This is a genomic window from Thalassotalea sp. G20_0 (assembly GCF_017744175.1).
Classification (GTDB): domain Bacteria; phylum Pseudomonadota; class Gammaproteobacteria; order Pseudomonadales; family Endozoicomonadaceae; genus Endozoicomonas.
In genome coordinates, this window is record NZ_JAGHQV010000065.1 from 1 (window position 1) to 17366 (window position 17366).

At 48.3% G+C, this 17366-nt stretch carries 11 protein-coding genes and 1 pseudogene; 4 read left to right on the top strand and 8 right to left on the bottom strand.

Annotated elements, in window-relative coordinates; genetic code table 11:
* Positions 1-1114, top strand: a 1114-nt coding sequence (locus tag J7438_RS22750; RefSeq protein ID WP_209278378.1) for an RAP domain-containing protein, incomplete at its 5' end; no start/stop codon positions are given.
* 229 nt (positions 1115-1343) lie between these two features.
* A complete protein-coding gene (locus J7438_RS22755) occupies positions 1344-5021 on the top strand; it encodes a DUF1601 domain-containing protein (protein ID WP_209278379.1) in 3678 nt (1225 codons plus the stop codon).
* A gap of 69 nt (positions 5022-5090) precedes the next feature.
* On the opposite strand, the gene J7438_RS22760 is transcribed toward J7438_RS22755, so the two are convergent.
* Both J7438_RS22760 and J7438_RS22765 read right to left on the bottom strand, forming a co-directional pair.
* A protein-coding gene (locus J7438_RS22760) for an IS5 family transposase (protein ID WP_286196845.1) occupies positions 5091-5865 on the bottom strand; the annotation gives its coding sequence in 2 pieces (ribosomal slippage) (positions 5091-5505 and positions 5504-5865; 777 coding nt in all).
* Between the two features lie 226 nt (positions 5866-6091).
* Positions 6092-6964 (bottom strand): splicing factor U2AF large subunit, encoded by an 873-nt coding sequence (locus tag J7438_RS22765; protein ID WP_209278380.1) that lies wholly within the window; start codon positions 6962-6964, stop codon positions 6092-6094.
* Positions 6965-7293: 329 nt separating this feature from the next.
* Between J7438_RS22765 and J7438_RS22770 the strand changes: the two genes are divergently transcribed.
* Together J7438_RS22770 and J7438_RS22775 are read left to right on the top strand one after the other, a co-directional pair.
* A complete protein-coding gene (locus J7438_RS22770) occupies positions 7294-7449 on the top strand; it encodes a hypothetical protein (protein WP_209204328.1) in 156 nt (51 codons plus the stop codon).
* A 54-nt stretch (positions 7450-7503) separates the two neighbouring features.
* A pseudogene (locus J7438_RS22775) lies at positions 7504-7758 on the top strand (DUF4277 domain-containing protein); the annotation flags it as partial.
* Here the strand turns inward: J7438_RS22775 and J7438_RS28710 are convergent.
* The 6 genes from J7438_RS28710 to J7438_RS22800 all read right to left on the bottom strand — a co-directional run bounded on the left by J7438_RS28710 (position 7758) and on the right by J7438_RS22800 (position 16696).
* Positions 7758-7943, bottom strand: coding sequence for a transposase (locus tag J7438_RS28710; protein ID WP_503003930.1), 186 nt, complete (start codon positions 7941-7943; stop codon positions 7758-7760). The pseudogene J7438_RS22775 and the gene J7438_RS28710 sit on opposite strands and share 1 nt — an antisense overlap.
* Positions 7861-8046, bottom strand: a complete 186-nt coding sequence (locus tag J7438_RS28715; protein ID WP_209204326.1) for a transposase — start codon at positions 8044-8046, stop codon at positions 7861-7863. The genes J7438_RS28710 and J7438_RS28715 overlap by 83 nt, the downstream gene beginning before the upstream one ends.
* A 241-nt stretch (positions 8047-8287) precedes the next feature.
* Positions 8288-9319 carry a hypothetical protein gene (locus J7438_RS22785; protein ID WP_209278382.1) on the bottom strand — a complete coding sequence of 344 codons (1032 nt, stop codon included), beginning with the start codon at positions 9317-9319 and terminating at the stop codon, positions 8288-8290.
* 294 nt (positions 9320-9613) lie between these two features.
* A complete protein-coding gene (locus J7438_RS22790; protein WP_209278383.1) occupies positions 9614-12574 on the bottom strand; it encodes a hypothetical protein in 2961 nt (986 codons plus the stop codon).
* Positions 12575-12626: 52 nt separating this feature from the next.
* Positions 12627-15689 (bottom strand): hypothetical protein, encoded by a 3063-nt coding sequence (locus J7438_RS22795; RefSeq protein WP_209278384.1) that lies wholly within the window; start codon positions 15687-15689, stop codon positions 12627-12629.
* Between the two features lie 155 nt (positions 15690-15844).
* Complete coding sequence (locus J7438_RS22800; protein ID WP_209278385.1) at positions 15845-16696, bottom strand: death domain-containing protein; 852 nt, start codon at positions 16694-16696, stop codon at positions 15845-15847.
* Positions 16697-17366: the final 670 nt, after the last annotated feature.

Below are 17366 nucleotides of genomic sequence, written 5' to 3' on the forward strand. Positions count from 1 at the left end.
CCAATTTATTCCTCAGCATATCGCCAACCTGCTGTGGGCCATGGCGAAACTGGTGGACAACGGGCAGGAGCAGATACCAGAACTCAACGAGGCTGTGGCCGCGCTATTGCCCCACGTGAACGCACAGAAAGACCAATTTATTCCTCAGCATATCGCCAACCTGCTGTGGGCCATGGCGAAACTGGTGGACAACGGGCAGGAGCAGATACCAGAGGTCAACGAGGCCGTGGCCGCGCTGTTGCCCCACGTGACCGCACAGAAAGACCAATTTATTCCTCAGCATATCGCCAACCTGCTGTGGGCCATGGCGAAACTGGGTGAGCTAGTTGAGCTGAATGTGGTCACATCCACGTTCGAATCGCTTGTTTACCGAATCAGTAAAAACCCTCAGCTCCCTCAGCAAGAGATATTGATGTCTCTCTGGGGAGTAATGGTATGCTGTGCCAGGTTGTCTCTGGTCCCCAATGCCAATAAAAATAACGTGCTTGAAAAGCACATGGATGACCTGTTTATTCGCCTGGAAAATACATCTCCGGATAATAAAGAGGAACAATCCATCATTGTCATGGCCGCAAGTTGGCTTGGCAGAGCGTGCCCGGTCGTCCCCCATTACCAGACAATCATTTCAAAACCTCAAGCCGACTTCCGCGATCAACTCCAATTGTGCATTCCATCTTTGAAGATTGAAGAAGAAAAGAGTCTGAACTCATTACCTCCGGTTGACCTGCTACTGCCAGATCACAACATTGCTATTGAAGTTCAGGGATCGTCTCATTACGTGGGTGGTGATTTCAAAACCAGGAATGGTTCGACTCTGCTTAAAATCGCACTGTTGCAAAAATCAGGATTTGAGGTCATTGAAATCACGGTTAACGAGCTTGGGAACCTGAATTCAATGAAACTATGTATTGATCGCATAAAGACCAGGGTAGACACCCCGCAGCAGGGGCATGGCTCTGTATCGCTTAAAAGAGGGTGGGCAGATGAGGAATACGTTACTACCGATAAAGGAAGGCAATCCTCAGATTACTGTTACTTAACCGCCGAAGAACATTTAGAAGAGCAAACCGCTAAACCAAAAAGCAAAAAAAGGAAGAGAAACAACAGCCAGTAATCCCCTCCCTTCGACCCAAGAACCATTTTCACATTCAAGGGAAGGAGTGCCAGCGTTGAATAACTGTTGCCCATGAATCTCGCCCCGGATGATTTGAAAATAGCGGGTTGGTAGAGTCAGGAGTAGATGGGTTTCCCCAACCGACGTTTATAAACATTCCAGCAAAATGAACTTCTGAACCGCACAGCAGTCTGCTTTTCATATTTTCATGAATTAATGAAATATAATTATGGATAGAAGTTCTGGTGGTATCAGTGGCAAATGCGCAAGATCAAATAATGATTACAACCGACCGGATGACCATGCCGCTTCTTCAAGGCATGGGCGATATAGACATGCCACAGTCAGACAATTGGATAATCCCCCCCGCAATCCCCCGGGGCGTAATGAATTTTACCATTCTTCTGGTGCACGCTCTTCTCAACATCTACAGAGTCGCTTGGTAAACCCTGCTCAAGATTTTAATGCCCTCATCAAACAGGAAATAATGGCTGATCTGGTAAGTAAATCCGATCATTTCGGTCATCGCTATGATGGGAGAAATCACGGTCGATATGCCAGTTCAATTAAAAGATACACGTCAGCTGCTAAAAGACCTTTAAATCGAGATGAACAAAGCCAGCTGATACGTGTGCTGCAAAATTTTACAGTAAAGCGGAGCTGGAATTGGCTAAGCCTGACGACAACACTTCATTCATTTACCTCAGCGGGTGTTTTTACCCCTCATAAACCCATGGATGAGTGCTTTAAACGTACTCAATCTGCCTTATTGTCAACGCTACTTGATGTAATAATATTCAAGTGCAACCAAAGGCCTGAAGCCAGGGATATTGATGCCCGTGGAGTCGCCAACCTGCTGTGGGCCATGGCGAAACTGGTGGACAATGGGCAGAAGCTGACACCAGAACTCAAACAGGCTGTGACCGCGCTGTTGCCCCACGTGAGCGCACAGAATGACCAATTTATTCCTCAGAATATCGCCAACATGCTGTGGGCCATGGTGAAACTGCTGGACAACGGGCAGAAGCGGACGCCAGAGTTTAAAAAGGCCGTGGCCGCGCTGCTGCCCCACGTGAACACACAGCAAGCTAACTTTAAACCTCAGGGTATCACCAACCTGCTGTGGGCCATGGCGAAACTGGTGAACAACGGGCAGGGGTGGGCACCAGAGATTAAACAGGCCGTTGCCTTGCTGTTGCCACTCGTGAAGGCGCAGAAAGCTAACTTTAAACCACAGGAAATTTCCAGCCTGCTGTGGGCCATGGCGAAACTGGTGGACAACGGGCAGGAGCAAACACCAGGGCTCAAAGAGGCCCTGGCCGCGCTGTTGCCCAACGTTAATGCACAGAAAGCTAACTTTAAGCCACAGGGTATCGCCAACGTGCTGTGGGCCATGGCGAAACTGGTGGACCATGGGCTGGAGCAGACACCAGAGCTCAAAGGTGTCGTGGCTGCGCTGTTGCCCTACGTGAAAGTACAGAAAGACCAATTTAATGCCCAGGATATCGCCAACCTGCTGTGGGCCATGGCGAAACTGGTGAACAACAGCCAGAAGCGGACACCAGGGCTCAAAGAGGCCGTGGCCGCGCTATTGCCCCAAGTGAACACACAGAAAGGCCAATTCAATGCCCGTGGTATCGCCAACCTGCTGTGGGCCCTGGCGAAACTGGTGGAAAACGGGCATGAGCTGACACCAGCGCTCAACAAAGCTTTGGCCGCACTGTTGCCCCACGTGAACGCACAGACCGCTAACTTTACATCACAGGAAATTGCCAACCTGCTGTGGGCCCTGGCGAAACTGGTGGACAACGGACAGAAGCGGACACCAGAACTCAACGAGGCCGTGGCCGCGCTATTGCCCTTCGTGAACGCACAGAAAGCTAACTTTAAACCACAGGGTATTGCCAACCTGATGTGGGCCATTGCCAAGCTGGTGGACAACGGGCAGAAGCAGACACCAGATCTCAAGGAGGCCGTGGCCGAGCTGTTGCCCCAGGTGAATGGACAAAAAGACCAATTTATTCCTCAGCAGATCGCCAACCTGCTGTGGGCCATGGCGAAGCTGGTGAACAACGGACAGGAACAGACACCAGAGCTAAACCAGGCCGTAGCCGTGCTGCTGCCCCACGTCAACGCACAGAAAGACCAATTGATTCCTCAGCAGATCGCCAACATGCTGTGGGCCATGGCGAAACTGGTGTCTGGCGGGCAGGAGCGGACACCAGGGCTCAACGATGCCATAGCCGCGCTGTTGCCCCTGGTAAACGCACAGAAAGACCAATTGATTCCTCAGCATATTGCCAACCTGCTGTGGGCCATGGCAAAACTGGTGGACAACGGGCAGGAGCGGACACCAGGGCTCAACAATGCCGTGGCCGCGCTATTGCCCGCCGTCAACGCACAGAAAGCTGAATTTACACGACAGGAAATTGCCAACTTGCTGTGGGCTATGGCGAAACTGGTGGACAACGGGCAGGGGCGGACACCAGGGCTCAACGATGCCGTGGCCGCGCTTTTGCCCTATGTAAGCGCACAGAAAGGCCAATTTAAAGCTCAGGGTATCGCCAACCTGCTGTGGGCCATGGCGAAACTGGTGGACATCGGTCTGGAGCGGACACCAGAACTCAACGAGGCTGAAGCCACGCTGTTGCCCTCCGTGATCCTACAGAAAGACCAGTTTAATGCCCAGAGTATTACCAACCTGCTGTGGGCCATGGCGAAACTGGTGGACAACGGGCAGGATCGGATGCCAGAACTCGAAGAGGCCGTGGCTGCGTTATTGCCCCGGGTGAGCATACTGAAAGACCAATTCAATGCCCAGGGTATCGCCAACCTGCTGTGGGCCCTGGCGAAACTGGTAGACAACGGGCAGGAGCAGACACCAGAGTTCAAAGAGGCTGTGACCGCGCTGTTGCCCCTCGTGACCGCGCAGAAAGATCAATTTATTCCTCAAAATATCGCCAACCTGCTGTGGACCATGGCGAAACTGGTGGACAATGGGCATAAGCGGACACCGGAGTTCAACGAGGTCGTGGCCGCACTGTTGCCCCATGTGAACACACAGAAAGACCAATTTAATTCCCAGGGCATAGCGAACCTGCTGTGGGCCATGGCGAAACTGTTGGATAACGGACAGGAGCTGATACCAGGGCTCAATGAGGCCGTGGTCGCACTGTTGCCCCGGGTGAACGCACAGAAAGACCAATTTAATGCCCTGGGTCTCGCCAACCTGCTGTGGGCCACGGCGAAACTGGGGGAATTTGTTGAGTTGAACGTGGTTACATCCACGTTTGAATCCCTTGTCTGCCGAACCAGTAAAAATCATCAGCTCTCTCATCAAGAGATATCAATGTCTCTCTGGGGAGTAATGGTATGCTGTGCCAGGTTGTCGCTGGAATGCAATGCCAATAAAAATAGTGTACTTGAAACGCACATGGATGACCTGTTTACTCGCCTGGAAAATATCTCCCCAGACAATGAAGAGGAACAATCCATCATTGCCATGGCCGCAAGTTGGCTTGGGAGAGCGTGTCCGGTGGTCCCCCATTACGAGATAATCATTTCAAAGCCTCAAACCGTCGTCCGTAATGAACTGCAATCAGGCATTCCCTCTCTGAAGATTGAAGAAGAAAAAAGTCTGAACTCACTGCCTCCGGTTGACCTGCTACTGCCAGATCACAACATTGTGATTGAAGTTCAGGGACCGTCTCATTACGTGGGTGGTGATTTCAAAACCAGGGATGGTTCGACTCTGCTTAAAATCGCACTGTTGCAAAAAGCAGGATTTGAGGTCATTGAAATCCCGGTTAACCAGCTTTCGAAGCAAGGTTCAATGAAGCGATGTATTGATCAAATAAAGACCAGGTTAGACATCCCGCCACAGGGTCATGGCCCTGTGTCACTTTAAAGCGTGGGGACAGATGAGGTATACGTTACTGCCAATAGAGGATGGTAACCCTCAGAGGCTGTTTTAAAACTACTTAAGCCTTCGCAGCATTATTCGAATCATGCATATATAAACGTAGGCTTCTGAACTCCTTGCCAGCTGTCCATAGTCTTTAGATAAACGTCTGGAACGTTCAAACCAGCCAAAGGTTCTCTCCACAACCCAGCGCCTGGCTTGAATGACAAACTTTCCCCGTGGGCGTTTTGTGATTTCAAGTTCCCTTTTGGGTTTGAATCGATAAAACCACTCTTCAAGGTAACCCCGGTAGCCACAATCAGCCCAGACTTTCCGGATGTTTTTAAAGTATTTCTTAAGGTGAGCCAGTATGAATTGTCCTGCAAAACGATCACTCAATGCGGCTGCGTGCACCCATACCACCAGAATCAGGCCAAGAGTATCAACAGCCATACGACGTTTTCTGCCTTTTATTTTCTTTCCGCCATCAAGCCTCGATTCCCCCTTTTACCGAGGTTTTAACGGATTGGGAGTCAATGCTTGCGGCTGTTGGTTGTGGCTCTTTGCCCGCTTGAATTCGTACCTGGTCACGAAGTGCATCATGCACCTTCTTCCATGTGCCATCATTTTTCCAAATTCGGAAATAGGTGTAGACACTACTCCATGGTGGAAAGTCAGAAGGCAGCATTCGCCACTGACAGCCTGTTTTAGTGAGATAGAATATGGCATTCAATATCAGACGATAACTCCAGTCACGTGGTCGACCATTTTTTGGAGTATCATAGCCAGGGTCAGGGAATAGAGGCTTGAGGGTTGCCCACTCGTCATCAGTCAGGTCGGATGGATACATAATTATCCTCCTTCTTCAGCTAATCAGATACTGTAGTTATAGACGACTTTGAGTTTTTATCCTGAGTTAATGATCAGTAACTTTTACAACAGTCTCCAAGTCATTAAACCACTTCAGGTTTTACCATTTGCTTATCCAGAGGACAGTGACCAATACCTTCTTACTCTTAGATTGCTGACTGTTCACTCAGGTTGAGACAGGCTCAATCGGGACGGTAAATATTCCTTCAGTTTGAAGATTGAAAAGTGGCAGGGAGAGTGCCATCTGAATTTTTACTGGAACTCTGGTTTGTTTCAACTGAATTAGAACTCAGTGTTAACTCACCGGAGTTTCCAGCTGAATGGATTGACTGGAGATACTGCTTTTTTGCGATTTTCGCTTGCTTTGAAGCTTCTTCCTTGTTGGCGGTTTGTTTTTTGATTCTGTTGTAAGTATTCATATAGATTCTGTGCCCCTCTACGAAGACGGGATCTTTGCGACGCTCCCTTTGGCGCTCCCTATCGAGCTTCCTTTTGCGCTCTGCGAAATCGGGATCTTTGCTACGCTTCCTTTGGCGCTCCCTTTCGCGCTCTGCAAAAGCGGGATCTTTGTAACGCTCCCTTTTGTACTCCCTATGGTACACCCTTTGGCGTTCTGCGAAAGCGGGATCTTTGTAACGCTCCCTTTTGTACTCCCTATGGTACACCCTTTGGCGTTCTGCGAAAGCGGGATCTTTGTAACGCTCCCTTTTGTACTCCCTATAGTACTGCCTTTCGCGTTCTGCGAAAGCGGGATCTTTGCGACGCTCCCTTTGGTAATTCCTTCGGCGCTCCAATCGTGAGGTTTTGTTGTCAGTTATTTTTTTAGATGGGTTTGAGACAGACTTACTACCCAAGTTATCAGCCTGAATTATCGGACTGATTTGCTCCATCACGTTAGGATACTGATGGCTGTTATCAACAGACTGAGAGCCGTCTTCACCAGCCATACTCCAAACTCGCACAATTTTTATTTCTGATGCAGTGCCACTATCGGCTTTCTGAAATGTTTCTGGTCTTACGGATAATTCAAAAGGCTCTTCCAGGCAGATCTCTTTAGAATCAAGAATAGTGATTGACATTTGTTTAATTCTTGAATCATCGAATCGGTTTTGGAATCTATCCTCTTCGGGTATTGAGGTGTGATTGATTGGGACCGTTCGTTCCACTTTCTGACCGAATGCTATAGCGTTTTTTTGTGTACAGCCCTTGGAAAGAGTTCTACCGCAGGGCATAGCAGCGTCATATGCCGTTAGAGCATTCGAGTAACAGCCTTGTAAGTTAAAATCTGGATCAGTCATTAATTCATCAAGTTATTGAATCACAGCTTTAGACTCGCGCTTCGTTACACAAGTTCCTTCCTGACACAACCCATTCACTATTTACATCAAAAAAAGCATAACGGTTTGATATGACTATTAATCATGATGATGTGAAACTCTTCGAAAGCCAGCGACTCACGGATGAAGAAGACGGTGGCGATCGGGTTACTGGCAGCGAGGTCATTGATGGCAACGTCAATAATCTCTTTCAGGATATTTCACCTGCCTTTCACCACCCCGATTGACATTTTCCTGAAATCTGATGTCAAAGGACTGATCAGGTCTTCAGGAACACCGATATGCCGCCAGTTCAATACCAGTTTAAGAATCTTAATCATCTTGGTCTGGTTGCCGCCATGTGCCGGGAAGTAAAGATAGCCGAATATTTCGATGCACGCATAACCAATGACTCTGACGCACGCAATGTCACCATTGGACAGGCTGTGGTCGCAATGATCATCAATGGGCAGGGCCTTACAGGGCAGACCCTCTACCTGAAGAAAGCGGAACGAATCGAGGCCCTGTTAATGTTGATGACACTGTGTCTGATGGTCTAAGCTGCTATCCAACACAGAATCAGGCCAAGAGTATCAACCGCTATATGACGTTTTCTGCCTTTTATTTTCTTTCCGCCATCATAGCCTCGATTCCCCCTTTTACCGAGTTTTAACGGATTGGGAGTCAATGCTTGCGGCTGTTGGTTGTGGCTCTTTGCCCGCTTGAATTCGCCCCTGGTCACGAAGTGCATCATGAACCTTCTTCCATGTGCCATCATTTTTCCAAATTCGGAAATAGGTGTAGACAGTACTCCATGGTGGAAAGTCAGAAGGCAGCTTCGCCACTGACAGTCTGTTTTAGTGAGATAGAATATGGCATTCAATATCTCCAGTCACGAGGTCGACCATTTTTTGGAGTATCATAGCCAGGGTCAGGGAATAGAGGCTTGAGGGTTGCCCACTCGTCATCAGTCAGGTCGGATGGATACATAATTATCCTACTTCTTCAGCTAATCAGATGCTGTAGTTATAGACGACTTTGAGTTTTTATCCTGAGTTAATGATCAGTAACTTTTACAACAGTCTCTTACACTGGATTTCTTTTTTCGAGGTCTTGTCTTCGCCCCCTTTGGCGTAGTTTTTTCAGCTTTCTTTTTTCGGGATCTTGCCTTCGCTCCCTTTTGCGCTGCTTCAATATCTTTCTTTTTTCAGGATCCTTCATTTTTTCATTGTATAGTTCCCTTTGGCGCTGATTTATCCGGTTTTTTATTTCAGGATCTTTCCTTAGTTCCCTTTTGCGCTGATTTTCCAGTTTTCTTTTTTCGGGGTCTTTCATTCGCTCATTTTGGCGTTGGTTTTTCAATTTTCTTTTTTCAGGATCCTTCATCATTTCTCTATACTGCTCCCTTTTTCGCTGATTTATTAGTTTTCTTTTTTCGGGGTCTTTCATCATTTCTCTATATCGCTCCCTTTTTCGCTGATTTATCATTTTTCTTTTTTCGGAGTCTTGTGTTTGCTCTCCTTGCTGCTCAAAAAGAAAACTATCAGGAGTTTCTTTCAGAGGGATTGTTTGTTTATCAATTGTCGTTTGGTTCAGGTTTGTCGAGTTAACAAAAGTAACTGGTGGTAAATCTTGTTGGTTAAACGGTAAGGCATGAAGATGAGCTAACTGATTATCTGGATTTAAATGCCTGAAAGGTATTGGATCAGGCACGCTATCCGATAAGCATACCTGCTGAGCTGAGGGGTAATCTGATATTGATGATATCCCATTATTAATGGCTTCATCATTAGAATTCCAGGGTACATATTTATCAAGGGCTGATTTTGGTATCTCAGGAAGACCCGTTTCGAAGGAGTTTTCTGCATTGAAGTCTGCTAAAGATGCAATATTGTATTCATGCAACGATTTAAGAATGCCTGTTTCATCTTGGTGCATATATGATTGACTATTGTATACAGGAAAATGAGATTTCAGTGCATGAGCATACAGGTCTGGATACACTTGCTGTTGTTTTCCGGCATTGAGTTCTCGGGATTGGTTTATGATATCTAATGTGCCGGAATAAAGATCAGAAGACCCAATGTTGAACGAAGGTAGCTGATAGTAATGATTCATTGAATTACTGAATTGTTGAATTACTTTTTAGACTACGTCTTCTTATAAAAGTTCCTCCCTACCAAAAACCATTTACTATTTTTGTCGTCATTGTTCTTGGTGGTGTCACTCCGCATCTGGTATTAAAAAAACCAACTCAAGCTATGCCAAAGTGTTACGTAAACCTCTGAGTGCATACCAGATCAATAACACTAAAACGTTTAGTGATAAAGGGGAGTATTTGGCTGATAAGATTAAGCAGTCATGATGGAAAACTTCTCCATGCCATGCGCGGTGGACCATATAAGACCCCAGCTATCGGATCGCTGAGTAGACATGCTGCTCGCGGACTACGGTAACCCCCCGCTCTTGCAGCACTGGTTGGGCATCCTTCGAAGCCAGCGTTTCCCGGGTCAAGGTGCCCGTATTCATCCGTATACCTGTGCTCTTCAGTCGCTGCACCTCTTCCGCCAATGCCTGTTGTGTTGCCGGGCTCAGCAGCGACGGGTCATGTTCGTACTGCATCTTTTCCAGCCGTGTCATTTCAGCCGGAATCCTCACCTGCCGGAGATCGTACCAGCTGTTATGAATACCATAAGTGATCCCCTTGATTTGATCAGCCCTGCAGTTTTGGTGGTGAGGGTCTGAACAGGCAATAATTCCCGCCTCCCGGGCCAGTTTGCGCCGAACATTATCATTAATAAATCGGTCCATTATTTCCACGGGCTCCGTTGTCCGGTCAAATTGTAGCCTGATTTTTTTGCCATCAGGCTTCAGACCGTAGACATTGGTGTAGCGATTTTTGCGCCTGTCCATGGGGCTCCCGGTTACCTGCACCAGGTCAGCCGCACCGTGCATGGCGGCTTCCAGATGCCGTTGGAATTCAGTTTTGTGGTCAGGCTCGCTGGTAAAATCCCCGGCCCACGGGTGCGGCAGGTGAAGGGCGGAAACGTTGAAAAACTCAGATTGTGTCCCCAACCCGGGAAATTCAGGCTCAACGAAATAGCGAATAACGTCCATATGAACGGCAAAGCGTAATATACGCAGATACCAGCGCACAGAGGCAGTCAGGTTATGATCCGCTTTACCACCGGTATCGTTTTCCATGCTGACCATCGCCAGGGCGATCTCATTCAGCAGCCGTTCAGGGAAGTGACCGGCCAGGTCCCGTTTGAAGTAATCAGCTGACCTGGCTTTTGCCACCGATTGATCGACATCCTCAGTTGCTGCATCCTGATAAATAATGGCCAGCGGCAGGAGACTTTTTTCTACTGGATTAAAAGAGTGAACCTGGCATCTCTCCAGCAATTCCATATACCAGAGCCCGTTATTCCTGGCACGCAGGGCATGACTGCAAGAGTGATGCTCTTTCCACGTTTTTTGAAAGACTTTGTTCATGCTGGCCATCACCCGCTCCGGTCCCGGGCGACGGTAATAATGCTGTAACACCTTGAGGATAGTGCCTTCATTATCGCCGACATTATCTGGCAAGACCGGCGGTTTACTAAAGGCATCCACCATAAACTGTAACGCTGGTGCCACTGATGCGAAACGATGGACCGGCAGTTCGAGAGATTGTTTCAGTGTCTTGAGTTGCAGTGTGGCCTTCTCGACATGTGCTAGCCAATTCTGGTGAAAAGTGTAGGTTTGTCGTTTTTTCCAGAGTCGTTCAACCCATTCGATGAAAGAAGCCACGGAAAAATCATCAAAAAGCGTTGTATCGTCACGGTAATACCTCTTCAGACCGCTTTTAACCGTATCCAAAACATCTTCGTTCGGGACAGCCCCGTAATGAAACAAGGCCAGTAAGTGGGACTCGATGGTATCGGTTGGTCCCTGGATAAGTCGCTTGCGAGATAGTTCTTCTTTCAGGCATTGCTGCCGTTGCTGATCATTGAAACCCCGGCAGATTCGGTCAAATTCAACGATGCCTCCCGGGCAATTGGTCAGGGGTATATTCCAAAGGTTTTGCAAGGTAAGGAACTTGAATGGACCAAAGGCAGCCACCATATAATTGAACAGGTCCGGTGGTACATAAGATTGAGCACAGCCTCCCATCTGTCGGATAAGGTTCCAGCCCTGTTCAGTCAGTATGGCCCCGCTCTTCAAAAGCAGCCGAAGTAATGGGGCAAATTCATCAACCCGGAATTCCGTTACCCGGTCATGGACATTGTATCTATTTACTTCAGAAATCAGGAGCATATCAAGCAAAGAAGTCATTTTTCCTTCATGAAAAAAACAGCGGTCAATGGGCAAACCACTCTCTTGCAATGCCAGAAGCTTCTGGACACTGTCAGGACCGGGATTTCTCACCAGCTCGATGGCCTGTTGCCATTGATGTTGCTCATCCGACGGGGTGGTGAATCCTGACCTCAGTGCCTCTGCCTGCAAATGCATTGGCAATAAATTCATTGTGCTCATGATGCTGGCTAAAGATATTCTCCCGGAAGGGTCAAAACAATCCAGGGAACTCTCAATCCGTTTCAGATGTTCAGAGTCAAGTTCATCATCATAACAGACCTCTGCAGACCCGGTGCTGCAGTGAAAAGCAACCAGTGGCAGGGGGGGCAGGCCCAATGTCTGTTCACACTCACGCTTTTTCTGCAGAATATCCGAAATATTACGAGGAATATCACTCACAACAAAAAAGCATTTGATGTCTGCTTTTCCACCGTTGGTGACCACGAGTTGTGGAGAGGGCACGGAGCCTCCGTAAAATACTGTACCAGGTTTGTGGCTATCATATTTGTGGGGCTTCAGTTTTGGTAAACTGAACCTTCCGTCCGCCCCCAGATGTCCTGAGGTAAATGATGGATCATAAACCTCCCACCCGGCTCGATATTGTATCTCTTTGTCTTTTTCAGCCAATGATTGCAGGTCAGACAGTAGTTTTACGTCCAGATTTTCCGCCGCTGCGTCTTGTTTCAACGGCCAGGTACCGGGATTTTGTTTGTAGACATACAGGCAATCCGGGTCGACGATGCCTACCGTCCATCGACCTGTCAGGTTTCCGGGGTTCATCCCCTGCAAGGCAAGGCTAAAGGATTCTGGTGTGCCAATGCCATCAAGGTAACTGGCTACTTCGGCTGGTTTAATTTGCCGAATCGCCAGACGCCCACTCTCCGCCGCCTGGCGCAGTGCCTGACGCTCAACTTCTCTTGAAGGCCCGGGTAGCGGCTTGGCCGGTTCGGTGGTTGTCTCAGGCTGGGTGCCAAATGTTCGTTGGTAGCAATCGCGCAGACAGGCGAAAGGGTTCATGTCGCAGTTAAGATTCATGATGACGCTCCAGTAATCATTTTTATTTCCCACTTCCACTGGGGCGGGGTACTCATATTGGAGTGACTGGCTTTGCCGTCTTTATTGGCACCAGCATTTCCCATTCTCCAGGGAGGCCATCGTTGGCAACGTAAGGACGCTTCTCGCTGACCACCGCAATACCCCGATCCTTCAGCACTTTCAGGGCGCGCTTCGAAGCCAGCGTTTCCTGGGTCAAGGTGCCCGTATTCATCCGTATACCTGCGCTCTTCAGTCGTTGCACCTCTTCCGCCAATGCCTGTTGTGTTGCCGGGCTCAGCAGCGACGGGTCATGTTCGTACTGCATCTTTTCCAGCCGTGTCATTTCAGCCGGAACCCTCACCTGCCGGAGATCGTACCAGCTGTTATGAATTCCATAAGTGACCCCCTTGCTTGGATCAGCCCGGCAGTTTTGGTGGTCAGGGTCAGAACAGGTAATAATTCCCGCCTCCCGGGCCAGTTTGCGCCGAACTTTATCATTAATAAATCGGTCCATTATTTCCACGGGCTTCGTTGTCCGGTCAAATTGTATCGTGATTTTTTTGCCATCAGGAACCAGACCGTAGACTTGGGTGTAAGGATTTTCTCGCTTGTCCGAAGGGCAGTTAGCTACCTGCAGCTGCATGAGGTCAGCTGCACCGTGCATAGCGGCTTCCAGATGCCGTTGGAATTCAGTCTGGTGATCAGGCTCGCTGCTGAAATCGTGGGCCAACTGCGTTGGCAGGCCAAGGTATTCAGCCTTGGGAACCTTATGCGGAGCCACCGCTAATGCGGGAAAAAAAGGCCTGACCCCGCTGTAGCGAATTTGGTTTATATGAACAGCAAAGCGTAATACGCGCAGATACCGGCGCACAGGCTCAGACAGGTTCTGCACAGCTTTATCTTCGGCCCTGGTTTTCATGCTGACCATCGCCAGTGCCATATCATTCAACAGTTTTTCAGGGTAGTGCCCGGCCAGGTCCCGTTTGAAGTAATCAGCTGACTTTGTTTTTACCGCCGATTCGTCGACATCTTTATAAGCGGCATCTTGATAAATAATGGCCAGGGGCAGGAGTCTTTTTTCTATTGGAGTAAAAGAGTGAACCTTGCATTTCTCCAGCAATTCCATATACCAGAGCCCATTATTCCTGGCCCGCAGAACATGACTGCAGGAGTGATACTCTTTCCACGTATCCGGTGAGGAGTTGCGCAGGCTGGCAATCACCCGCTCCGGTCCCGGGCGACGGTAATAATGCTGTAACACCTTGAAGATAGTGTCTTCATTATCGCCGACATTATCCGGCAAGACCGGCGGTTTGCTAAAGGCATCTACCATAAACTGTAACACCGGTGTCACCGATGCGAAGGGATCGACCGGCAGATCAAGGGATTGTTTCAGTTTCGCGAGTTCCTGACGGGCCTCCTCGACGTGTGCTGGCCAATTCTGGAAGAGAGTGTGGGCTTCCCGATTCATCCAGAGATCGCCAACCCATTCGATGAAACCAGGCACAGATAAATTATCAATCAGCCTTGTATTGTCATCGAAATACGTCAGATCCCGTTTAACCGTATCCATAACCTCCTCGTCCGGGACGGCTCCGTAATGAAACAAGGCCAGTAAGTGGGACTGCAGGGTATCAAGGGTTGGTCTCTGTAAAAGTCGATTACGGGATAATTCCTCTTTCAGGCAATGCTGCCGTTGCTGGTCATTGAAATCCTGGCAGATGCGGTCAAATTCAATGATGCTTCCTGAACAACGGGTCACTGAGGTTAATGGTATATTCCAAAGGTTTTTCAAGGTAAGGAACTTAAAGGGAGCAAAGGCAGCCAACATATAATTGAACAGGTCCGGAGGCATTAAAAGTTGATTTTGTTCTCCCATCTGTCTAATTAAGGACCAGCTCAAGGCAGTGGGTATTGCCCCGCTCTTCAGAAGCAGCCGTAGTAATGGGGCAACTTTGTCAACCCGGAATTCCGTTACCCGGTCATGGGCCTCAGTGTATCTCAGTGATTCAGAAGTCAGGAGCATATCCAGCAAAGAGGTGATATTTCCTTCATGAAAATAACAGCGGTGAATTGACAGGCCACTCGCTTTTAAGGCCAGAAGCTCCCGGTAATTGTCATCACAGGGATGACTCACCAGCTGGATGGCCTGTTGCCATTTGGGTTGATCATCGGGTGGGATGGAGAGTCCTGAACTCAGTGCCTGTGCTTGCAAAGGCATTGGCAACAAATTCATTCTTCTCCTGATTTCGCCTGAAGGTATACGCCGGGAAGACGCAAAAACATCCAGAGAATCCTCAATTATGGTCAGATGTTCAGAGGCCAGTTCATCATCATAACAAACCTCTACAGACCCGGTGTGGCGGCAAAAAACCACCAGTGGCAGGGGTAGGCCCAATGCCTGTTCACACCGACGCTTTTGCCGCAGGATATCCGAAATATTTCTGGCGGTATCACGCTCAACAAAAAAGCATTTGATGTTTGCTTTTCTACAGGGGGTGACTACGATTTCTGAACGGGGTACGGGGTCATTAAAATTAGTTGAAACAGATTTGGGGGCATTATATTTGTAGGGCTTCGGTTTTGGTAAAATGAATTTGCCATTCGGTCCCAGATGTCCTGAGGTATCCGGGGAAGACCGAGGATACACATTCCACCAGGCTCGTTGTTGTATCTCTTCATCCTTTTCAGCCAGCGATGGCAGATCAGGCAGTAGTTTGACGCCCAGTTTATCCGCAGCTACGCCTTGTTCCAGCCGCCAGGTGTCTGCCTCTTTTTTGTAGACATACAAGCAGTCGGGATCGACTATGCCTACCACCCATTTTTGCTGATCTGCCCACTTCCTGCGTGTCATCCCCTGCTGGGCAAGAGTAAAGGATTTTGGCGTGCCATAGCCCTTGAAGAAATTGGCTTCTTCCGCTGATTCAATTTGCCGAATCGCCAGGCGCCCACTCTGTGCCGCCCAGAGCAGTGCTTTTCGCTCATCCTCCCTGGAAGGCACGGGTAGCCGTTTGCTCAGCTCGGTGGTTGTGCATTGGCCAGACCCGGTGCCAGACTTCTGATCGTGGTGATCGCTCAGGCAGGAAAAACAGTTCATGCCCCGGATAACATTCATGTAGTGCTCCAATGATCGCTTTTATAAACCCTCGGGTGCGCTCACCATTAGAGTGACTGGCTGGTCAAAAGTTCCATTATCAGAACGCTATTTCCAGGGCCAGGTTCCGAACTGACCAACTGGCAATCGAACGGGAAGAGTGCCAGATATTGGCGTTAAATGGATTGCAAGGCCTTTTGCAGTCTTTCAGAAATATCCGTCCGCCCTATTTGTTTCAACACATCAACCAACTCCTCAGTCCGCTTCCCACTACAAGCAATTTTATTCAGTACGGTGAGCAGTGCTTTTGTGACATTTCCTATACACTCCGAATCAATTTTATCGACTTCATCTCTGGGAAAGATTTCACACATTGTGCGCGCCAAAGCTTTCCAATTGCTGGAAGCATCGCCGATTACCTTGAGTGCTACTGGAAAGTTAAACTGACTACAGTATGGTGGTTGTTCCGATGCTGCTATTGGTTCCAGGTAGGGCTCGTCTTGTAAAGCCGCTCTCAGGCTGGCTATTTTCCTTTGGAAGATAATTTCGGTACTTTCCAACAGGTTAAGCTTTTTCATTCCGTTATTCTTTCCTTCCAGAGAAAAATAGCGACGGAAGAAATCGATTCTGATTTTATCCACTTTGCCCGGGCAAAAATCCTCCGCCTGATAATATTCCTCGAGGTGGCTGCTGGCAAAAGCAAAATTGATCAATTCTCTGTTGTCCAGAAAGGCCAGTTTCTTTTCAATCCACTTGTCCAGTTTAGGATACCTGGCGGTAAAATCATTCTGCCAGACCAGCTCTAGCCGATCTGCCGAATTTTCTACCATAGTGTTATGAACTTCGATGACACGTTTTAAAATCTCCTTTCGGAAACTGGCATCGTGACTCACCTCGGACAGCTTATTATAGACAAATGTGGTCGCTTGCCCTGCGGACTGGCGCTCAGGGTACTGGCTATATGCTGGCGGTGGTTCAGCGGAATAGTCGTTAGGGGGGGTAAATGGTTGGGATGATGCCGGATTCATAATAATACCTCGTTGGTTGATTCGATTATTTTGATTGTCGTTTTCCGAAATAGTCACATGGTCACTAACAAATAGCCCCGCCACTATGGTCCTATTCCAGTAAAACCGAATATTTATCCACTTCCATATGGTCGAACTCCACAGTCTTGAGAGTAACTGGCTGGCGAAAAGTTCCGCTACGGTCCGTAGCTGCATTTTTATAGGGAGATCAAGGGATCTTATTGGCCTTCTCCACGAGGCTGACCGAGAACTAAGCAGGAAAGCAACCAGAGGAGCGACAAAAATTTAAATCGTTTAAAAAATAGATAAAAATTTAGATTAATTAGCCACTTTTGAGCAGTTTTCAGACCAGGTAGCTTTTTCTTTTAGCCTTGCTCAAGGGGTTCGTGATCAACCGTTCATTGGCCGGACAAACCTCATCAGCAGAATCATTCTTGTTTGACTGTAAGGTTTTACGAACTGGGGATCCATAATACGAACGTCATAACCCAGTTCGGTAAATTTACGACACCAGTAGTGTGAACCTCCACAAGCTTCCATGCCCCTAGGAGGCTGTCCGAGAATAGACTGCCCTACTGCGGCGACAGCAAATTGGTCTAAAAATCCGCTTTTGTTCGGCAAATAGCCCCGCTATTCACCTCACAAAACCGAATTTTTATCCTCAATTTTC